We start from the raw sequence: 19,415 nt of genomic DNA, 5'->3' as shown, positions 1-19,415 counted from the left end.
CCGCCGAGCCCTCGACGGCCGAGCCCTCGACGGCTGGGCCCTCGACGGCTGGGCCCTCGACGGCAGGCTTGCCGCCGGTCGGGTCTCCGCCGGCCGGGCTCTCGCCGGCCGGGTCCTCGCCCGCCGCCCGCCCGGCCGCCGAACTCCCCGCCACCGGTTCGCCGACCGGCCCCCTGGCCACCGCCCTCCTGCGGGCCTTCGCCTGCGCGACCGCCTTCGCCGCCCCCCTGGAGGGCTACCTGCTCCAGTGGCACGGCCAGCTGGCCAAGCTCCCGCCCGTGCTCCTGGTGCTCACCTGGGCCGCGGTGCGCGTCCGGCACCGCACGCCCCCCGCGCCGCACCCCCTCCACGCCCTGCTCGGGCTGCTGGCGGTGGTGCTGCTGGCGTCCTCGGCGCTGCACGCCGGCGGCACCTACACGGCCGAGTACGCCCTCCGCTGGCTCCCGTTCCTCCTGCTCACCACCGTGCTGGTGGACGTGGTGGCGCGCGAGGCCCCGCCGCGGTGGGTGCTGGGCGCGGCGGTCGCCGGCGCGGTCGTGGCGGCGACGGGCGCGCTGCACAGCCTGTTCGTGGCGGGGGAGACCCGCGCCAGCGGCCCGCTGGAGGACCCCAACGACCTGGCCTACTTCCTGGTCGCCGCGCTCCCGCTGCTGGTCGCCCTGCGGCCCCGGGCGGGCGGCCGGGCCGCGACCGCCGGGCTCGCGCTGGTCGCCACCACCCTCGCCGCGGGCGCGGCGGCCACGTTCTCCCGGGGCGGCGCGCTCGCGCTCACCGCCGCCGCGGCGTGGCTGGTGGCCCGCCGCGCGGTCCCGCCGCGCGCCCTGCTCGCCGGAGCGGCCGCGCTGGCGCTGCTCGTCGGCGCCGCGGCGCTGGCGGCCGGTCCCGCGCTCGACCGCGCCTTCCAGGAGAAGACCCACATCGCGGGCACCAACGTGGACACCCGCGAGCTGCGCTGGCAGGCCGCCGCCCGCCTGGTCGCCGAGCACCCGGTGCTGGGCGTCGGTCCGGGGGGCTTCCGCGCCGGCTACCCCGCCGCCTCCCACAACGCCGAGGTCGACGAGCAGTCCCCGGTGGCGCACAACATGTACCTGGAGGTCGCCGCCGAGCTGGGCCTGCCCGGCTTCGCGCTGTTCGCCGCGCTGCTGGCGCTCACCGCGGTCACCGCCGAACGCGTCCTGCGCACCACCACCGACCCCGCGCCGGTCGTCGCCGTGCAGGCGAGCCTGATCGCCGTCGCGGTCGCCTCGGCCTTCCTGTCCCAGCAGTACTACCTGCCCCTGTGGTCCCTGGTCGCGGTCGTGGCCGCGGCCGACCTGCGCCTGAGGAGAACGAGCTACCTTGCGTGTGCTCCACGTGATCAGTGAGATGGGGACCGGGGGCGCCGAAGCCCTGGTCGTCGGGATGACCCGCGCCGGCGGGCGGTTCGGCTGGCACTCGGCGGTCGCGAGCGGCGGCGGCCACCGGGCCGAGGCGCTGCGCGCGCTGGGCGTGCCCACGTTCACCGTGCCGGTCGCGCGCCGCAGGCCCGCCGGCGTGCTGCGCGCCGCCACCGCGACCAGGGCCGCGATCGGCAGCTTCCGGCCCGAGGTCGTGCTGGCCCACAACGTGTCCGCGAGCCTGGTCACCCGGCTCGCCGCGCTGCCCCACCGGCTGCCGCTGCTGACCGTCTTCCACGGCGTGTCCGACGCGGACTACGCGGGCGCCGCGCGCGTGCTCCGGCGCACCTCCCGCACCGTGGTGGCGGTCGCCGACGCCGCCGCCGACCGGTTGCGCGCCGCGGGCGTCCCCGACCCGGTGGTGATCCCGAACGCGGTGTTCCCGCAGGCCGAGAGGGTGGACCGGGCCGTCGTGCGCGCGGTGCACGGCGTCGGCCGGGACGTGCCGGTCGCGCTGTGCCCGGCCCGCCTGGAACCCCAGAAGCGGCACGACGTGCTGCTGGAGGCGTGGGCCAGGCTCGACCCGGACGCGGTGCTGTGGCTGGCCGGCGACGGCAGCCGCCGCGACGTGCTGGAGAAGCTGGCGGCCGACCTGGGCATCACCGACCGGGTCCGGTTCCTGGGCAACCGCTGCGACGTGCCCGACCTGCTGGCCGCCGCCGACGTCACCGTGCTCACCAGCGACTGGGAGGGGATGCCACTGGCCGTGCTGGAGTCGCTGGCCGCCGGTCGCCCGGTGGTGGCGACCGACGTGGACGGCGTGCGCCAGGCCCTGGCCGGCGGTGGCGGGATCGTGGTGCCGCCCCGCGACCCCGGGGCCACGGCGGAGGCGCTGCGCCGGCTGCTCGACGACCCCGGCGTCCGGGCCGACCTGGGCGCGGAGGGACGCGCGTCGGTGCGTCGCGTGCACGACCCGGACGCGCTGATGCGCTCCTACGACGAGCTGCTGCGCACCGCGATCGGCGACGAGCGGTGACCGGTCTCCTGACCCGCCTCGCCCCGTGGCGCCCGGCGTTGACCGCCGTCGGCGTGGCGGTGCTCGTCGCGGCGGCGGTGGTGCTGTTCGTGGAGGTGCGCGGCGAGGAGCACGAGAGCCGCGTGGGCCTGCTCGCCGGACCGGTCGCCTCCGACGGGCCCGCCCAGTTCGGCGAGGTCGTCGCCCTCTCGCTGCCCGCGCTGGTCGAGGTGGCGCGCAGCCCCTCGGTGCTGCGCGCCCCCGCCGAGGCGGTCGGGATCGCGCCGGCGGACCTCGCGGGGCGCGTCTCGGTCGAGCTGGTGCCCGCCTCCGGCCTGGCCCGGCTGTCCGTGCGCGCGCCGACCGCCGACCAGGCGAGCGAGGCGGTGAACCTGATCGCGCGGGCCGTGGTGGACGCCGACCTGCTGGCCCCCGCCGCCCGCCTCCGCCTGCTCGACCGGCCGGAGACCAGGCGGGTCGCGCCGGACCGGCCGCTGGCGTTCGGCCTGGCGCTGGTCGCGGGCGTGGTCGCGGGCCTGGGCGCCTACGCGTTCGGGCACCTGCGGCGCACCCGCGCGGGTGACCGGGTGCGCGCGGCGCTGGCCGCGGGCGGGGTGCGGCACCCGGTGGCGGTGCTGGACGACGACGACCCGGACCTGGTGCGGCGGCTGGCCGTGCTGTGCGGCGCGGCGGCGCGGCCGGCGCGCGTGGTGGCCGTGGTGCCGGAGCTCACCGGGCGCGCCGAGGCGCTGGCCGCCGAGCTGCCGGACAAGACCGGTGAGCCCGCCGACGGCGACGCGCTGATCGCGCTGGCACCCCGGGACCGGGGCCGGCACGACGAGCTGGCCGCCGTGGTCGGCGCGCTGCCCGCCCCCACGACCGTGGTCGGGGTGGTGCTGGCGTGACCGCGCTGCGCACGCGGGCCGCCCGCGGGCACCTGCTGCTCGTCGGGTTGGTGGGCCTGGCGGGTGTCGTAGGCGCGTGGCGCGCGCTGCGGCCCGCGTGGCAGGCGCCGACGCCGACGGCCGCGAACGCGGCCGAGGAGCGGATGCAGGACTTCCGGGACGCGCTGTACTTCCCGATCCGCGAGTTCCTCGACGGCGGCAACCCCTACCACCCGGCGGAGATGTTCGCGCACTGGCCGGTGCGGCAGAACTTCAACCTCTACCAGCCCTACCACCTGGTGCTGCACCTGCCGTTCGCGCTGCCCGGGTACCGGGTGGGCGCGGTGGCGTTCGCGCTGGCCTCGCTGGTGCTCCTGGTCCTGCTGGCGGTGCTGGCGGCGGGCCGGTTGCGCCCGCACGCGCCCCTGGCGGTCGGCACGGCGGTGGTCGCGACGCTGCTGGTGCTCAGCCAGGTGGGCAAGGCCCAGCTGTACGTCGGCCAGGTCAACCCGCTGATCGCGGTCGGCGCGGCGGGCGCGCTGCGGTGGCGCGACCGGCACCCGCGGTGGGCGGCGGTGGCGCTCGCGCTGGCGTGGCTGAAGCCGCAGTTCGGCCTGCCGCTGGCGCTGCTGCTGTTCGCCCGGGGCTCGCGGCGGGTCGCGCTGACCGGCACGGCGGTGGCGGCGGTGGCGAGCCTGGTCGTGGTGGTGCCGCTGGTGGCGCGCGGCGGGCCGGGCGCGTTCCTCGACGCGGTCGCGGCGAACCTCGCGCACGCCGCCCACACCCCCTACGGCGCGGTGGATTCCCCGACGTCCCAACGCATCGACCTCGCGGCCGTGTTCTTCCGGCTCACCGGCTGGTCGCCGCCGGGCGCGGAGGTGGTGGTGCTGGTGGCCGCGCTCGCGGTGAGCGCGGTGCCGGCGCGCCGGCTGGACCGGGCGGGCGCGCCGGCCGCGGCCGACCTGCTGACGTGCCTGGCCGTGGCGGTCGCGGTGGTGCACCAGCCCGGTGACGTGCTCATCGCGGTGCCCGCGCTGGTGGCGGTGGCGGTGGTGTGGTGGCCGCGCCGCCGGGAGCGGGCCTGGCGGCCGGTCGGGTTGGCGCTGCTGCTGGTGGCGGTGCCGTTCGCGCACCTGCACTTCGTCGGCCTCGCGGTCCGGGACGTGCTGGGCGCGCGGGCCGACGTGACCCTGGACGGCGTGGCGGTCGTGCTGGCGTGGGCGCTGCTGGTGGCGTTCGCCTCGAAGGCCCGGTGCGGACGACCGTGACCAACGACGCGGCGGTGCGCGGTTCGCTCTGGTTATTCCTGGTGAACGTGGTCAGCAAGGGCAGCCAGGTGGCGGTCACCCTGGTGCTGGCGGCGTTCCTCACCCCCGGGGCGCTGGGGCTGGTCGCGCTGGCCGTGGCGCTGGTGAACATCGGGCAGGTCGTGCAGTCGATGGGCGTGTACGACGTGATCAGCCGCACCGCGGGCGACCCGCGCCGGGTGGCGGGCACGCTGCTGGTGCTCAGCGCGGGCGCGGGCGCGGTGTCGGCGCTGGTGCTGGTGGCGGCGGCCGACGAGGTGGCGCGGGCGCTGGACGCGCCGGGGGCCGCGCCGCTGGTGCGGCTGGCGGCGCTGAGCCTGCCGTTCTCGGCCGTGGCCGGGGTGCAGATGGGGTTGCTCCACCGGGACCTGGACTTCCGGCGCAGGCTGCTGCCCGACGCCGGGGGCGCGGTGCTCGGCGCGGCGGTGGCGATCGCGCTCGCGGTGGGCGGCGCGGGACCGTACGCGCCGGTGCTGGGGCTGCTGTGCACGGCGGTGTCCGCGCCGCTGCTGGCGGTGCTGGTCGGGGTGCGGGTGCGGCCGGGGTGGGACGCGGCGGCGGCCGGCGAGTCGCTGCGCTGGATCGCGGTCGTCGGGCCGGGCGCGCTGGTCGCGGTGCTGCTGATCAACGTGGACTACCTGGCCGTGGCGCGGGTGCTGGGCGCCGAGGCGGTCGGCGCGTACTCGCTGGCGTACCGGATCGCCTGGGTGCCCTACATCCTGGTGGCGGTGGTGCTGGGCGGTGTCCTGCTGCCGCTGTGCGCGGAGCTGCTGCGCGAGGGGAGGGAGCTGTCCGGTGTGGTCGGTCGGTTCACGCTGGCCGTGCTGGCGCTGACCGGCGGCCTGTACGCGGTGGTGGCGGTGTCGGCGGACCGGGTCGTGGTGTTCGGCGCGAGGTGGGCCCCGGCGGCGCTGCCGCTGGCGCTGCTGTGCCTGTACGGCCTGGGGATCAGCCTGCTGCACGTCTGGTACCAGGTGCTCAAGGCCACCGGGCACGCGCGCCGCTACCTGGCGCTGGAGGTGACCCACCTGCTCCTGCTGGTGTCGGGCCTGGTCCTGTTCACCGCCCGGGGCGTGGTGGCGGTGTCGCTCGTGCACGCGGTGGCGGCGTGGGTGCTGGTACCGGTGACGTGGCGGGCGTTGGCGCGCCGGGGGCTGACCCCGCCGGCGCGGTCCCTGGCGCGCGGCGCGGCGGGGGTGGTGGCGGCGGCCGGGTGCGCCGCGCTGGTGGTGTGGCCGGCCGGTGAGGTGTTCGGGCCGCCCGGTTCGGTGGCGGGCGCGGGAATCCAGGGGGTGGTGCTGGTGGCGGTGTGCGGTGCGGTCGTGGTGGGCGTGAACCGGGACGTGCTGCGGGGGGTGCGGCGGTGAAGGTCGTGCACGTGAGCCAACCCGTGACCGCGGGCGTGGCGGCGGTGGTGCTGGGCCTGGCGCGCGCGCAGCGGGACCGGGGGTGGCAGGTCACCGTGGTGTGCCCGCCGGGGCCGCTGGCCGCGCGGGCGCGGGGCGCGGGCCTGCGGGTGGAGGAGTGGCGGGCCGGCCGCCGACCCGGACCGGGGGTGGTAGCCGAGGCGTTCCGGCTGCGGCGCGTGCTGCGGCGGTTGGCGCCGGACGTGGTGCACCTGCACAGCTCCAAGGCCGGCCTGGCCGGGCGGCTCGTGCTGCGCGGGCGGCGGCCGACGCTGTTCCAGCCGCACCTGTGGTCGTTCCAGACGGCCCAGGGGTTCCTGGGGCGCGCGTCGCGGTGGTGGGAGCGGTTCGGCTCGCGGTGGACCCACCAGCTCGTGTGCGTGAGCGACGACGAGCTGGTGGTCGGGCGGGTCGCCGGCATCGGCGGGTCGGCCGAGGTGGTGTGCAACGGGGTGGACACCGAGCGGTTCCGCCCGAGCGACCGGCTGGCCGCGCGGTGGCGGCTGGGGCTGCCGGACCGGCCCACCGCGGTGTGCGTGGGCCGGCTGACCCACCTGAAGGGCCAGGACCTGCTGCTCTCGGCGTGGCCCGCGGTGCTGGCCGCGGTGCCCGACGCCCGGCTGGTGCTGGTCGGGGACGGGCCGATGGGGCACCGCTGGCGGCCCGCGTTCCTGGACGAGTCGGTGCGGTGGTGGGGCCACGACGACGAGACCGCCGACTTCTACGCGGCGGCGGACGTGGTGGTGCTGCCGTCGCGGGCGGAGGGGATGGCGCTGGTGCCGCTGGAGGCGATGGCGTGCGGCCGGTCCGTGGTGGCGTTCGACGTGGGCGGGGTGCGGCAGGCCCTCGGCTCGGCCGGGGCGGTGCTGCCGGTCGGCGACGTCGCCGGGCTGGCGGCGGCGATCTCGGCCCGGCTGCTCGACACCGCGTCGGTCGACGCGGAGGGCAGGCGCGGGCGGCGGCGGGTCGAGCTGCTGTTCGACCGCAGGCAGGCGAACGAGCAGGTCACGACCCTGGTGGAGAAGCTGGTGGACCGTGGGTGAGCGGCTGAGGGTGGCGTACCTGCTGACCCAGGACGGCGGCGGGCCGGTGGAGGTGGCGGTGCGGCTCGCGCGGGCCCTGCTCGACTCGGGCGAGGCGGACGTGCGGGTGTTCGGGCCGGTGCCCCGGCGCGGGGCCGAGCTGCTGGGCGGGAACCACGAGCGGGTGGAGGTCGGGGGCAAGTCGGACGTGCGCGCCGGGCGCCGGGCGCGGGCGGCGCTGCTGGCCTGGCGGCCCGACGTGGTGCACGCGCAGGACCGGCGCTCCGGGCTGGTCGCGGCCGGGCTGGTCGTGGCGGGGCTGCGCGCGCGGTGCGGGGTGGTGCAGACCTACCACGGCGTGCCGGACGACGTGGGCGAGGCGTGGTTCCGCGGGGTGGCGCGGGCGCCCGGCCCGTCGCCGTACACGCGGACCGTGCTGGCCGCCGACGCGGTGGTGGCGCGGGCGGTGCACCGGACCGTGGTGCCGGCGCGGGCGATGGGGCTGTTCCTCAGCTCCCGGCTGCGGGTGCCCGCGCGGCGGCTGGCGCACATCGACAACTGCGTGGGCGCGGCCCGGCCGCACCCGCCGTCCGGCCCGGTGCGGCGGCTGGTGTTCGTCGGGCTGCTGGTGGCGCGCAAGGGGGTGGCGACGCTGCTGGAGGCGCTGGCCGTGCCCGGGGTGATGCCCGCGGACGCGACGCTGGCGGTGGTCGGGGACGGGCCGGAGCGGGCGCGGGCGGAGGTGCTGGCGGGGCGGCTGGGCGGGCGCGTGCGGTTCCTCGGGTTCCGCCCCGACGTGCCGGAGCTGCTGCGGGCGCACGACGCGCTGGTGCTGCCGTCCACGATGGAGCAGCAGCCGCTGGTGGTGGCCGAGGCGATGGCGGCGGGCAAGCCGGTGGTCGCCACGGACACCGGCGGCGTGGCGGACATGCTCGGCGACGCGGGCCGGCTGGCCGCGCCCGGTGACGTGGCGCAGCTCGCGGCCCGGCTGCGGGCGCTGTTCGAGGACCCGGACCCGGGGCGGACCGGGCGGGAGCTGGCGGAGCGGGCGCGGGAGCGGTTCGCGCCGGGGGTGTGCGCCGGTCGGCACCTCGCGCTGTACCGCGAGGTGCTGGGGCGGCCCGGGGGCTGACCTCGGGTGGCGTTCGCCGGACGGGGGTGCCCCGACCGCGACGAACGCCACCCGGGGTCAGCCCGGCGTGGGTGTCGTGGTCGGGGCCTCGGTGGTCGTGTCGGTCGTCGGCGGGGTCGTGGTCGGGTCCGCGGAGGTCGGGCCTTCGGTGGCCGGGACCTCGGAGGTCGGCGCGTCGGTGGGCGTGGTCGCGGGCGTCGTCGTGGCGGGGTCGGTGGTCGTCGTGGGGTCCGGCCGGGTGGTCGTGGTCTCCTGGGCCGGCGGCCTGACCAGGACCAGCGCGTCGGCGGCGGCCAGCTCGACGGTCGCGGGCACGGGGTCCCCGGTGTCGAGGTCCACCAGCCCCGCCGGCGGCGTCACCACGACCTTCTGCCCGGTCGGGTTGACCGCCACGTACCCGCCGGTGAAGCGGCGGTCCCACACCCCGGAGGGCAGCCGGTTCGCGGTCTCGACCGCCTCGCCCAGCTCGGCCTCCTGGTAGTCCGACCAGTCCGGGTGGCGGTAGTCCTTGGTGGTCGCCCCGCTCCAGCAGGTGTACGGGCTCGCCAGCAGGGCCGCGGTGGCGTAGCCGACCCGCTCCTCCCGCTCGCTCCTGGTGTGCGTGATCAGCAGCAGCCACGTCTCGCCGAGCGCGGCCTGCGAGCGCAGCTCCTTCCACTCGTTGCCCTTGAAGGTGAGCAGCTCGCCCGTGCCGGTGTCGCGGAGGCCGAAGTTCTCCTCCATCGCGCCGTGGTAGCGGGAGTGCGCCGACCAGCGCCCGGCCGTCAGGTGCGACTCGGACACGTTCGGGACCAGCATCTTCCCCGCCTTCTGCAGGGCGTCGCCGGCCGTGGTGAGGAACGCGTCCAGGCCCTCGCGGATGATCCGGTCGGACTCGGCCGCGTCCTCCGCGCCCTTGACGACCGCCGAGGAGTAGTAGCGCAGGGAGCTGAAGTCGTTGTCCGCCAGCACCCCGTCCCAGCCCTCGCGCACCAGCTCGGTGGTCACCGCCTCGGTCCACGCCTTCTGGTAGGAGGGGTCCCACACCGCCATCTGCCAGTGCTTCGGGTACGGCTTCCACTCGATCCGGTGGTTCGCCGTGTCCACCGCGAACCACTGGGGGTTGTGCCGCTGGGCGGCGAAGTAGCCGACGCCGCTGGGCAGGAACGGCGCGTCGTCGTCGCCGATGACCGCGCCGGGGTAGTTGCGGGCGCTGGAGAAGTCCTTGTAGACCAGCACCTTGATGTCCGGGTTCAGCTTCTTGAGCCGGCGCAGGGCCTTGGTCTCGGTCGCGTTGAGCACCACCAGGTCGTAGTGCTGGGCGGCGAACTTCAGCTCCACCGCGCTCGGCGGCTCGCCGATGCCGTACCACCAGGCGCACGGCGCGAGCGGCTTGGGCGGCGGGGCCAGAGGGTCCGCCGGGGGCCTGCCCCCGACCTGGCCGGTGGCGGAGTCGACGGTGCAGCCCGAGCCCGCCAGCAGCAGCGCGGCGGCGCACAGCAGCCCCGCCGCCCGGCGCGCCCGCCGGATCAGCGATCCCTTCGGCACAGCAGCTCACCCACCGTCTGCAACAGGATCTTGACGTCCAGCCACAAGGACCAGTTCGCTATGTAGTAGTTGTCGTACCGGGACCTGTCGACGATCGAGGTGTCGCCCCGGAGGCCGTGCACCTGCGCCAGCCCGGTCAATCCCGTGGGAACGCGGTGCCGGGCCCAGTACAGCTCGTGGATCGCGGAGAACTCGCGCACGAAACCCGGCCTTTCCGGGCGCGGGCCGACGATCGACATGTCGCCCCGGATGATGTTCCACAACTGGGGCAGTTCGTCCAGGGACGAATTGCGCAGGAATCGTCCGACTGGTCCGACCCGGCGATCTCCGGTCACCGACCAGGTGATTTGGGAATCGTCTTCGCCCAGCATTCTCACGCTGCGCAACTTGTAGAGCACGAAAGGCTGATCATCCATCCCGATCCGGACCTGCCGGAAGATCACCGGCCGCCCGCTCTCCAGCAGCACGGCCAGCGCGCACAGGGCGATCACCGGCGACAGCGCCACCAGCGCGCCGGCGGCCAGCAGCACGTCCATGCCGCGCTTGACCCACCAGCTCGGCCTGCTGGTCGGCGCGGTGCCCAGCCGCATCAGCGGGTAGCTGCGCAGCCGCTCGACGTCGGGTCCGTCCTGGTGGAGCTCGTACATCCGGGGCACCACCAGGGTGGTGCAGCCCAGCCGGTGGGCGGTGATGGCCGAGTCGACCACGGACGACTCGCGGGCGCGGGAGAACGCCAGCACCACCGTGCCCACCCCCAACCGGCTGATCGCGTCGGCCAGGTCCCCGTCCAGCAGGTCGACCGGCAGCGCGGCCGGGTCGAGCGCGGGCTCCGGGTCGACGAACCCGACCGGCCGCAGGCCGAACTCCGGGTGCGCGAGCATCGCGCCGACCAGGTCGACGCCGACCTTGCCCGCGCCGACCACGATCGCCCGGTCGCAGCGGTGGAACCGGCGCCGGCACCAGCGGCCGAACGCGAACACCGCCAGCCGCGCGGGCTCGCCGGCCGCGGCGAAGACCAGCACCGATCGCTGGGCGGCGAGCGCGGGCTCGTCCGCGACCAGCCCGACCCCGGTGACCAGGGCGAAGGCCAGCGCGGTCGCGCCGAGCGAGCGGGGCAGGTCCTGGAGCCAGGACAGCCACAGCCGCCGCCGGTACAGCCGGCCCGCGGCGCGGGCGCCCAGCAGCGCCGCCGCCACCACCGCGGCCCACCACCAGTCCGGGCGGCACCGCGCGACCGCGAGCGCCACCGCGCCCGCGTCGACCGCGACCAGCAGCACCGCCACCGCGTTCACCCGCCGGAGCAGGTCCGACCACGAGGACTCGCGCGGCCTCGGCCCCCGCCGCCGCGACGCCGGGGGCCGGGTGGCCGCCGAGCGCAGCCCGTTCACCCCCACCCCGTTCACCGCGGACCGCCCGGGCCGGGGGCCGCGGGCGTGCCGCACACGCCACACCACATCAGGACGTCGTCCTCTCCACCATGAACTCGATATTGGTCACCCGTTCGAGACCAGTCGAACGGGGAAGCGCTAGTCACTCGGTGTAAATTCAGTGCGCCTTCCTTGGATTAGTTCACTCTTTCGGGAACCGCTTTTCCTCTTCTCGGTCAGAGCCGGTCGGTCGGGCACCGGCGAATTCGCCCCGCCGCCCCGCCCGGAAAGCCCGGGGTGGCCGGATCGGGTCGGGACACGCAGGCGAATAATTCTGACCCGACATCCGACATCCAGTGAAATGGGGCCCTTTGACCGTCGATGAAGGCGCCGTGCGCACCACGTCGGAACAGGGCGCACCGGCCCTTTCCCCCGGCCGCGGCACCAGCGCCAGAGCCCACGTCGTGCTGCCCGCCTACAACGAGGCCGCGTCGCTGCCGCCGCTGCTGCGCCGGCTCGCGGACGTCGCCCTCGCCGAACGGCTCACCGCCTGGGTCGTGGACGACGGCTCGTCCGACGGCACCGCCGAGGTGGTCGCCGCCGGCGTGCCCGGCCTGGACCTCAGGCTCGTCAGCCACCCGGTGAACCTCGGGCTCGGCCAGGCCGTCCAGTCCGGCCTGCGCGCCGTGCTCGCGGAGGCCGCCGGGTCCGACCTCGTCGTGGTGATGGACGCCGACGACACCCACGACCCGGACCTGCTGCGCCGGCTGCGCGCGGAGATCGACGCGGGCGCGGACGTGGTGATCTGCTCCCGCTTCGTCGACGGCGGCGACGACGCCACCGCGCCCCCGCTGCGCCGGCTGCTCTCGCGCGGCGCGGCCGTGCTGTTCCGGCGCCTGGTGCGGGTCGAGGGGGTGCGCGACTTCACCAGCGGGTTCCGCGCCTACCGGGCGGACCTGCTCGCGCGGGCCACCCGCCACTGGGGCGAGCGGCTGATCGAGGAGCGGGGGTTCGCCTGCATGGTGGAGCTGCTGCTGAAGCTGCGGCACTGCCGCCCGGTGGTGACCGAGGTGCCGCTGGTGCTGCGGTACGACCGCAAGCAGGGCGCGAGCAAGATCCGCATCGCCCGGACCGTCGGGCAGTACCTGAAGCTGCTGGCGCGCGACCGCCTCGCGCCCGCGCCGCACCGGGCCCTGTGATGGCCGCCGCGCCCCGGGCGGGCGAGCACGTCGCGGTCGTCGGCGGTGGGATCTGCGGCCTGGCCGCCGCGCACCGGCTGGCCCGCTCGGGCACCGGGGTGACCCTGCTGGAGGGCAGCGACCGGCTCGGCGGCCTGGGCACGTTCTTCCCGTGGCGCGACCGGTGGGTCGAGCGGTTCTACCACTGCGTGATGCCCTCCGACGAGCACCTGCTCGGCCTGCTCGACGAACTCGGCCTGCGGTCCTCGATCAGGTGGTCACGCACCCGGATGGGCATGGTCGTCGCCGGGCGCCACCACGCGTTCAACACGGCCCTGGACCTGCTGCGCTTCACCCCGCTGGGCCTCCCCGACCGGGTGCGCTTCGGCGTGGTCACGCTGCTGCTGCGCCGCCTGGGCCGCGGCCGCGACCTCGACGCCGTCCGGACCGAGGACTGGCTGCGCGGCCTGTACGGCGACCGCGTGTGGGAGCTGCTGCTGGCGCCGCTGTTCGGCGCGAAGTTCGGCGCGCGCTTCGGCGACGTGCCCGCGCTGTACCTGTGGCAGCGCCTGGGGCGCGAGGGCGCGGTCTCGGTGCGCGGCTACCCGGAGGGCGGCTACCGGGCCGTCGTGGACGCGCTGAGGGCCTCGATCGAGGACCACGGCGGCGTGGTGCGGCTCGACGCGCCGGTGCGGCGGATCGGCGTCGGCGACGGCGTGCGGCTGGAGCTGCCCGGCGAGGTGCTCACCGCCGACCGGGCGATCTCCACGCTGCCGCTGCCCCAGCTGCGGCAGGTCGCCGACGAGGACCTCGCGCCCCGCCTGCCCGAGGTGGAGCTGCCGTACCAGGGCGTGGTCAACGCGCTGTTCTTCCTGCGCCGCCCGCTGTCGGGCCACTACTGGACGCCCGTGGTGCGCTCCGGCACGGACTTCGACGGCCTGGTCCAGATGACCCCGCTGGCGGGCGTGGAGCCCTACGCCGGCCGCCACCTGGTCTACGCCATGCGCTACACCGACCGCGGCTCCGCGCTGTTCGCGGAGGACGACGCCGCGGTGGCCGAGCGGTGGACCGCGCAGCTGCTGGCCCTGCACCCCGGGCTGGGCCGCGAGGACGTGGAGGACGTGCGCGTGTTCCGGGCGCCGTTCGTGGAACCGGTGTACCCGCTGGGCTACCTGGCGCGGCGGCCGCCGGTGGTGGTCGCCGGCACCCCGCTGCTGCTGGCGACCACCGCCCACGTCTACCCGGACGTCACGAGCTGGAATTCGAGTGTGGGACTCGCGAACCGCGTGGTCGCGACGCCGGCGGGGGCACCAAGACCCGTTCCGGGCTGAGCACCCGCTCGTCGCCGACCAGCCGCCGCAGCGCCGCGGCGATCCGGGTCGACGGCGAGCCGGTGCCGTAGGGGGAGGGGATGCGCTCCAGCCGCTCCCGGTGGCCGGGCACGTCGTCCAGCCACCGCAGCACCTCGGCGCGCACCCCCGCCCCCGGCGCCACCAGGGTGCCGAACGTGCCCTCGATCTCCGGCCGCTCGGTGCTGCGGCGCACCACCACGACGGGCCGCTTGAGCACGCTCACCTCCTCCTGGATGCCGCCGGAGTCGGAGACCACCACCGCGGCGTGCCGGGCCAGGGCGAGGAACGCCGGGTACGCCTGCGGCTCCACGACCCGCAGGCCCGCCAGGAGCCCGCCCAGGTTGAAGCCCTCGACCCGCTTGGCCGTGCGCGGGTGCAGCGGCAGCACCACCGGCAGCGGCAGCCGCAGCAGCTCGCGCAGGATGGTCTCCAGGTTCGCCGGGTCGTCCACGTTCTCCGGGCGGTGCACGGTGGCCAGCACGTAGCCGTCCGGCCGCAGCTCGTGCGCGGCCAGCACGACGTCCTCCTCCTCGCGGCCGGGCAGCGCGGCCACGAGCGCCTCGACCACGGTGTTGCCGGTGATCGCGATGCGCTCGTCGGGCACGCCCTCGGCGAGCAGGTTGGTGCGGTTGAGCGGGGTCGGCGCGCAGCACAGGTCGGCGAGGTGGTCGATGGCCACCCGGTTGTGCTCCTCGGGCATCGCCCGGTCGTAGCTGCGCAGGCCCGCCTCGACGTGCACCAGGGGCACCTCGTTGGCGTTGGCGGCCAACGCGCCCGCGAGCGCGGAGGTGGTGTCGCCCTGCACGACCACCGCCCGCGTCGGGTGCTGCGCCAGCAGCCCGTCGACCGCGGCCACCGCCGCGCCCAGCTGCGCGCCCCGGCGCGCGCCGCCGACCGCCAGCTCGTGGAACCGGCCGGTGCACCCGATGTCGCGGCGGATCCGGTGGTACATCGCGGTGTCGTAGTGCTGCCCGGTGTAGACGACGGTGGCCGCCTGCCCGAGCAGGCGGATCAACGGGGCCAGCTTGATCAGCTCTGGCCTCGTCCCGCACACCAGCGTGACGGCTCCGGGGGCTCCCGTGTCGATCTGACCCACCTCCAGTCGCGGACGCCGCGCCGGGGCGCGATCGCGGAGAAGGTTAGAGTCCCGGTGGTCGATTTCCCTTGTGTCTCAGTCGATCGAGTGAACCTGGCCGGTGTGTAGCCGGTTTGTCGGGGTATGTCACTAGGTTCTCAAGTGGACGAATCCGTCCATCCCCCCGAACACAGGAGGAGAAATGCGCAGACACGTGCCCCTGCTCGCCACGGCGGTGCTCGTCGTGGCGCTCATGGGGCCGTCGAACGCGCGGGCCGGCGACGCGCACCTCCTGCCCGACCTGAGGCAGGCGCCGGTCGGGTGCGCGGGCGGGCAGACCGGCGACCCGGCGGGCTGCACCGACTGGGACGTGTGCGTGGTCGCCGACGCGGAGGCGCCCACCGGGCCGTGCGGGAGCGCGGGCGAGGCGGTCCGGCTGCGCTTCACCACCGCCGCGGACAACGTCGGGGACGGGCCGCTGCTCATCTACGGCAGCCGCGCGCGCGCCGAGGAGCCGACCATGACCGCGCGGCAGGCTTTCCAGTCCTCTGTGGACGGCAAGATCCCCGGGTCGTACGCGGAGGCGCAGAACCCGATCCCGGCGACCCTGTACTACGAGCCCGCCCCGTCGCACACCCACTGGCACCTGCTCGACTTCGAGCACTTCCAGCTGCGCACGCCCGACGGGCGGGTGGTGGTGACCGACCGCAAGACCGGCTTCTGCCTGGGCGACCGCTACCCGCTGCACGACGCGCTGCCCCACCGCCCGGACGACCCGGGCACCCCGGAGGGCGCGCTGGCCGACTACCTGCGCCAGAACCGCTGCGGCCACCACGCGCCCGAGGCGCTGGAGGTGGCCGAGGGCATCTCGGTCGGGTACGGCGACGACTACCGGTACGCGGTCGACTTCCAGTGGCTCGACCTGACCAGGGTGAGGTCGGGCGTGTACGACGTGCTGAACGTGGTCAACGGCGACCGCTCGCTGGTGGAGAAGTCCTACGACAACAACACGTCGTCGGTGGCGATCTCGCTCCAGTGGCCGGGGGGAGCCGCGCAGCCGCCGCTGCGCATCACCTCGCCGCCGGTGGTGAAGCTGCTGCGCAGCTGCCCGGGGGAGGCGACGTGCGCGCGGCGGGCAGCCGGTGACGCCCTGCTCGACCCGCTGCCGTCGGTGGTCACCGTTCCGGGGTAGGGGGTGGTTGTCGGGGGTCGCTGTGCTGCCGTGACGGAGTGGCTGCCCCGGTCGCGGGCTGGTCCGGGCTCCTCGTCCGGTGGTGAGACGCAGGTCATGGCCGGTTCGCGTCTCGAATCGGTTCTCCGGTTTGTCGGCGTCGACGGAGGGGAACCCGGTCGCGTCCGGACCAGTCGACCGTGAGGGGCGAGGCAGTGTCGCTGCCCACCGACGACCGCGTGGCCGACCGTGCCGGTGGTCGCGTGCTGGCGGGTCGCTACCACTTGTCCGGGAAGCTGGGCTCGGGCGGCATGGCCGAGGTCCACCGGGGCTGGGACGTGGTGCTGCGCCGCTACGTCGCGGTGAAGGTGTTCCAGGGCGAGGACCTGGTCGCGGGCAGCCGGTTCGACAACGAGGTGCGCACGCTGGCCTGCCTGTCGCACCCGAACCTCGTCTCCGTCTACGACGCGGGGGAGTGCGACGGCACCTCGTTCGTGGTCCTCCAACTGGTCGACGGCCCCACGCTGCGCGACCGGTTGGCCGGTGGCCCGCTGACGCCCGAGCAGGCGCGGGACCTCGGGGCGCCCCTCGCCGACGCCCTCGCCCACGTGCACGAACGCGACGTGGTGCACCGCGACGTGAAGCCGTCGAACATCCTGCTCGACGAGGACGGCATCCCCTACCTGGCCGACTTCGGGCTGGCCCGCTCGGCCGGCTCGACCAGGCTCACCAACGCCCGCCAGGTCGTCGGCACCGCCGCCTACCTGGCCCCCGAGCAGGTGCGCGGTGAGGACGTCGGCCCGGCGGCCGACGTCTACGCGCTCGGCCTGGTGCTGCTGGAGTGCCTGACCGGGCGGCGCGAGTACCAGGGCAGCCAGGTGGAGGCGGCGGTGGCCCGCCTGCACCGCCAACCGGAGATCCCGCGCGACCTGCCCGCCGACCTCGTCCGCCTGCTCAAGCGCATGACCTCGCTGTCCCCGCACCGGCGCCCGACCGCCGCCGAGTGCGCCCGCCTGCTGCGCGGGTCGACCCGGCCGGTGGCGGTGCTCGCCGTCGAGCCCGGCACCGTGGTCCTCAGGGCCCCGGCGCACTCGCGGGCGAAGCTGGCGGTCGCGAGCGCGGCGGTGCTCGCCGCCGTGGGCGCGGCCTGGGTGGTGTCCGGGCAGTTCGAGCCCGTGCCGACGCCCCCGGCGACCGGGTTCCACCAGCAGATGCCCGGTTACCTGATGCCCTGATCCGGCATTCCCCGGCCTCGCATCCCCTGGCCCAACACCCCTGGCCCGACCTCCCCCGCCCCGACATCCCCGGGCCCTACCGCGCTGCCTCGCCCGCCTCCCGGAACACCTCCGCGAGGAACCGCTCCACCACCCCGGTGAACGCCTCCGGCCGCTCCAGGTTCGGCAGGTGACCGGCCCCGTCGACGACGGCGAGCGTCGACCCGGGGATCACCGCGTGCAGGCGCCGCGCCACCTCGACCGGCGTGTACTCGTCCTCCGCGCCGACCACCACCAGCGCCGGCACGGCGACCCGGGCCAGCGACCCCAGGTAGTCGGGCCGCTCCGCCCGCCCGCGCAGCGCGGCGGCCGCGCCCTCGGGTGGGGTCCCGCGCATCATCCGCAACACGTGCTCCGCCACCTCGGGCAGCTCGCGGACGTTGCGCGGGGTGATCATCCGGTCCAGCACCTCGTCGGCGTAAGGGCCCATGCCCTCGCGCAGCACCCGCTCGGCCGCCGCGCGCCTGGCCTCCCGCCCCGCCGGGGTCTCCGCCTCCGGGAAGGTGTCCGCGAGGATCAGCGCACCGACCCGCTCCGGGTGGGCTCGGTGCACCTCCATGACGATCTGCCCGCCCATGGACAACCCGCCCAGCACCACCCGCTCCAGCCCCAGGCGGTCGAGCAGCGCCACCAGGTCGTCGGCGAACACGCCCAGCGGCGTCGTGTCCGGCATCGCCCCCATCCCGCCGGACACGAGCCTCGTCTCCCCGTAACCGCGCAGGTCGGGCACGATAAATCGATACACCCCGCTGAGCCGCTCGACCTGGGGCCGCCACAGCGAGCGGTCGAACGGGTGGCCGTGCACCAGCACCACCGGCGGGCCGCTGCCCTCGTCGTCGTAGGCGATGTCCAGCCCGTTCACCCGCATGAGGACCCCCGTTGCCGTTGACGACCCCAGCCTAGGAACGCCACTATCTCGGTGCAATGAAAACAATGCTCTCGGTGCAATGTGGGGTGCCGTGGACTACCGGGACATCGCGGACCGGATCGCGCGCGACATCGAGGCCGGCCGGCTCAAGGCCGGTGACCGCCTGCCGCCGCAGCGCGGGTTCGCCCGCGCGCACCGCATCGCCGCCTCCACGGCGGCCCGCGCCTACGGCGAACTGGTCCGGCGCGGCCTGGCGGTGGGCGAGGTCGGGCGGGGGACGTTCGTGCGCGCCGCGCCCCCACCCGCCGAACCGGCGCTGGCCGAACCCGCCGACGCCCGCGTGGACCTGGAGTTCAACACCTGCGTGCTGCCCGAGCAGGCCGACCTGCTCGCGCCCGCCCTCCACGACCTCGTCGACCGGGGGTTCGGCGAGGCGATGGCGCCGGTCGGCGTGCGCGGCACGGCCCCGGCCCGCGAGGCGGCGGCCCGCACGATGACCCGCGGCGGCTGGAGCCCCGACCCGCGGCGCGTGGTGTTCACCGGCAACGGCAGGCAGGCGATCGCCGCCGCGGTGGCGGCCCTGGTGCCGGTGGGCGGGCGGCTCGGCGTCGAGGCCGTCACCTACCCGGTGGTCAAGGCGATCGCGACCCGCCTCGGCGTCACCCTGGTGCCCCTGCCGGTGGACGAGGCCGGAGTGCTGCCGCGGGCGGTGCGGGCGGGCGGCGTGCGCGCGGTCTACCTCCAGCCGGTGCTGCACAACCCGCTCGGCACGACCGCGCCCGAGCACCGGCGCGCGGAACTGGCCGAGGTCGTGCGGGAGCTGGACGTGCAGGTCGTCGAGGACGCCGTCTACGCGTTCCTGGGCCCCGGCCTGCCGCCGCTCGCGCCGGAGCGCACCACCGTGGTGGACGGCCTGTCCAAGCGCCTGGCGCCCGGTCTGACCCTGGGCTTCGTCGTCCCGCCCGCGGAGCTGGTCGACCGCGTGGCCGCCGCCGCCCGCTCCGGCGGCTGGACGGCCGGCCGCTTCGCCCTGACCGCGGCCACCACCTGGATGTCCGACGGCACCGTCGAGTCCGTGGTGGACCGCAAGCGAACCCTGGCCGCGCAACGCCAGCACCTGGCCCGCCGGCACCTCGCCGGTTTCGACGTCCGCTCCGACCCGGGCGCCTTCCACTGCTGGTGGCGACTGCCGGAACGGTGGCGGGCCGAGACCTTCGTGGCCGCCGCGGGGAGGCGGGGCATCGCCGTCACCCCCGCCGCCGCGTTCGCGGTCGTGCCCGGCCACGCGCCGAACGCGGTCCGCCTGGCCCTGGCCTCCACTCCCGCCGAGGTGCTGACCAGGGCGCTCGACGTGCTGGCCGCCCTGGCGCACGGCCACCCCGAGGACGAGGCCGTGGACTGAGCGGAGCGCCGGGGTGGGCGGGAATCCCCGCTCACCCCGGCGCTCGCGCACCGCGGACC

General features: G+C 76.1%; 16 protein-coding genes. 12 read left to right on the top strand and 4 right to left on the bottom strand.

From position 1 onward, the window contains the following. Window positions 1-68: 68 nt before the first annotated feature. From Q5530_RS33365 to Q5530_RS33335, 7 genes are read left to right on the top strand one after another with little or no spacing between them, the layout of a single operon-like run. Window positions 69-1,364 carry an O-antigen ligase family protein gene (locus Q5530_RS33365; protein ID WP_415366790.1) on the top strand — a complete coding sequence of 432 codons (1,296 nt, stop codon included), beginning with the start codon at window positions 69-71 and terminating at the stop codon, window positions 1,362-1,364. A gap of 1 nt (window position 1,365) precedes the next feature. Next, window positions 1,366-2,412, top strand: a complete 1,047-nt coding sequence (locus Q5530_RS33360; protein WP_415366789.1) for a glycosyltransferase — start codon at window positions 1,366-1,368, stop codon at window positions 2,410-2,412. Continuing rightward, window positions 2,409-3,296: a hypothetical protein gene (locus Q5530_RS33355; RefSeq protein ID WP_415366788.1), complete on the top strand. Its 888-nt coding sequence runs from the start codon at window positions 2,409-2,411 to the stop codon at window positions 3,294-3,296. The genes Q5530_RS33360 and Q5530_RS33355 overlap by 4 nt, the downstream gene beginning before the upstream one ends. Continuing rightward, on the top strand, window positions 3,293-4,543 hold the full coding sequence (locus Q5530_RS33350; protein WP_415366787.1) for a glycosyltransferase 87 family protein: 1,251 nt from the start codon (window positions 3,293-3,295) through the stop codon (window positions 4,541-4,543). Before Q5530_RS33355 ends, Q5530_RS33350 begins: the two co-directional genes overlap by 4 nt. Further along, on the top strand, window positions 4,540-5,949 hold the full coding sequence (locus Q5530_RS33345) for an oligosaccharide flippase family protein (RefSeq protein WP_415366786.1): 1,410 nt from the start codon (window positions 4,540-4,542) through the stop codon (window positions 5,947-5,949). Before Q5530_RS33350 ends, Q5530_RS33345 begins: the two co-directional genes overlap by 4 nt. A gap of 11 nt (window positions 5,950-5,960) precedes the next feature. Next, window positions 5,961-7,031, top strand: coding sequence for a glycosyltransferase family 4 protein (locus Q5530_RS33340; protein ID WP_380638111.1), 1,071 nt, complete (start codon window positions 5,961-5,963; stop codon window positions 7,029-7,031). Beyond that, complete coding sequence (locus Q5530_RS33335; protein WP_415366785.1) at window positions 7,024-8,142, top strand: glycosyltransferase family 4 protein; 1,119 nt, start codon at window positions 7,024-7,026, stop codon at window positions 8,140-8,142. The genes Q5530_RS33340 and Q5530_RS33335 overlap by 8 nt, the downstream gene beginning before the upstream one ends. A gap of 57 nt (window positions 8,143-8,199) precedes the next feature. Here the strand turns inward: Q5530_RS33335 and Q5530_RS33330 are convergent, their stop codons facing one another. Then, entirely contained in the window at window positions 8,200-9,669 is a 1,470-nt protein-coding gene (locus Q5530_RS33330) for a putative glycoside hydrolase family 15 protein (RefSeq protein ID WP_415366784.1), read from the bottom strand. Then, complete coding sequence (locus Q5530_RS33325; protein ID WP_415366783.1) at window positions 9,651-11,063, bottom strand: sugar transferase; 1,413 nt, start codon at window positions 11,061-11,063, stop codon at window positions 9,651-9,653. Before Q5530_RS33325 ends, Q5530_RS33330 begins: the two co-directional genes overlap by 19 nt. 365 nt (window positions 11,064-11,428) lie before the next feature. On the opposite strand from Q5530_RS33325, the gene Q5530_RS33320 reads away from it, so the two are divergent. Both Q5530_RS33320 and Q5530_RS33315 read left to right on the top strand, forming a co-directional pair. Further along, window positions 11,429-12,235, top strand: a complete 807-nt coding sequence (locus Q5530_RS33320; RefSeq protein ID WP_415366782.1) for a glycosyltransferase — start codon at window positions 11,429-11,431, stop codon at window positions 12,233-12,235. Then, window positions 12,235-13,545, top strand: a complete 1,311-nt coding sequence (locus Q5530_RS33315) for an FAD-dependent oxidoreductase (RefSeq protein WP_415366781.1) — start codon at window positions 12,235-12,237, stop codon at window positions 13,543-13,545. Before Q5530_RS33320 ends, Q5530_RS33315 begins: the two co-directional genes overlap by 1 nt. On the opposite strand, the gene wecB is transcribed toward Q5530_RS33315, so the two are convergent. Beyond that, the gene (gene wecB / locus Q5530_RS33310; protein WP_415366829.1) at window positions 13,463-14,620 is read right to left on the bottom strand and encodes a non-hydrolyzing UDP-N-acetylglucosamine 2-epimerase; all 1,158 of its coding nucleotides are present in this window, start codon (window positions 14,618-14,620) and stop codon (window positions 13,463-13,465) included. The genes Q5530_RS33315 and wecB overlap by 83 nt on opposite strands. Before the next feature lie 223 nt (window positions 14,621-14,843). On the opposite strand from wecB, the gene Q5530_RS33305 reads away from it, so the two are divergent. Next, window positions 14,844-15,833 (top strand): lysyl oxidase family protein, encoded by a 990-nt coding sequence (locus Q5530_RS33305; protein ID WP_415366780.1) that lies wholly within the window; start codon window positions 14,844-14,846, stop codon window positions 15,831-15,833. Between the two features lie 179 nt (window positions 15,834-16,012). Further along, window positions 16,013-17,047, top strand: coding sequence for a serine/threonine-protein kinase (locus tag Q5530_RS33300; RefSeq protein WP_415366779.1), 1,035 nt, complete (start codon window positions 16,013-16,015; stop codon window positions 17,045-17,047). A gap of 76 nt (window positions 17,048-17,123) precedes the next feature. Here the strand turns inward: Q5530_RS33300 and Q5530_RS33295 are convergent, their stop codons facing one another. Further along, window positions 17,124-17,954, bottom strand: a complete 831-nt coding sequence (locus tag Q5530_RS33295; RefSeq protein WP_415366778.1) for an alpha/beta fold hydrolase — start codon at window positions 17,952-17,954, stop codon at window positions 17,124-17,126. 91 nt (window positions 17,955-18,045) lie between these two features. Here Q5530_RS33295 and Q5530_RS33290 point away from each other — a divergent pair, with 91 nt between their 5' ends. Further along, the gene (locus Q5530_RS33290) at window positions 18,046-19,356 is read left to right on the top strand and encodes a PLP-dependent aminotransferase family protein (protein WP_415366777.1); all 1,311 of its coding nucleotides are present in this window, start codon (window positions 18,046-18,048) and stop codon (window positions 19,354-19,356) included. Window positions 19,357-19,415 lie beyond the last annotated feature (59 nt).

Origin of the sequence: Saccharothrix sp. BKS2, assembly GCF_047689505.1 — a bacterium.
Classification (GTDB): Bacteria; Actinomycetota; Actinomycetes; order Mycobacteriales; family Pseudonocardiaceae; genus Actinosynnema; species Actinosynnema lopnurensis.
The sequence above is the reverse complement of the archived record's forward strand: the minus strand, read 5'-3'. Positions and strand labels throughout refer to the sequence as shown.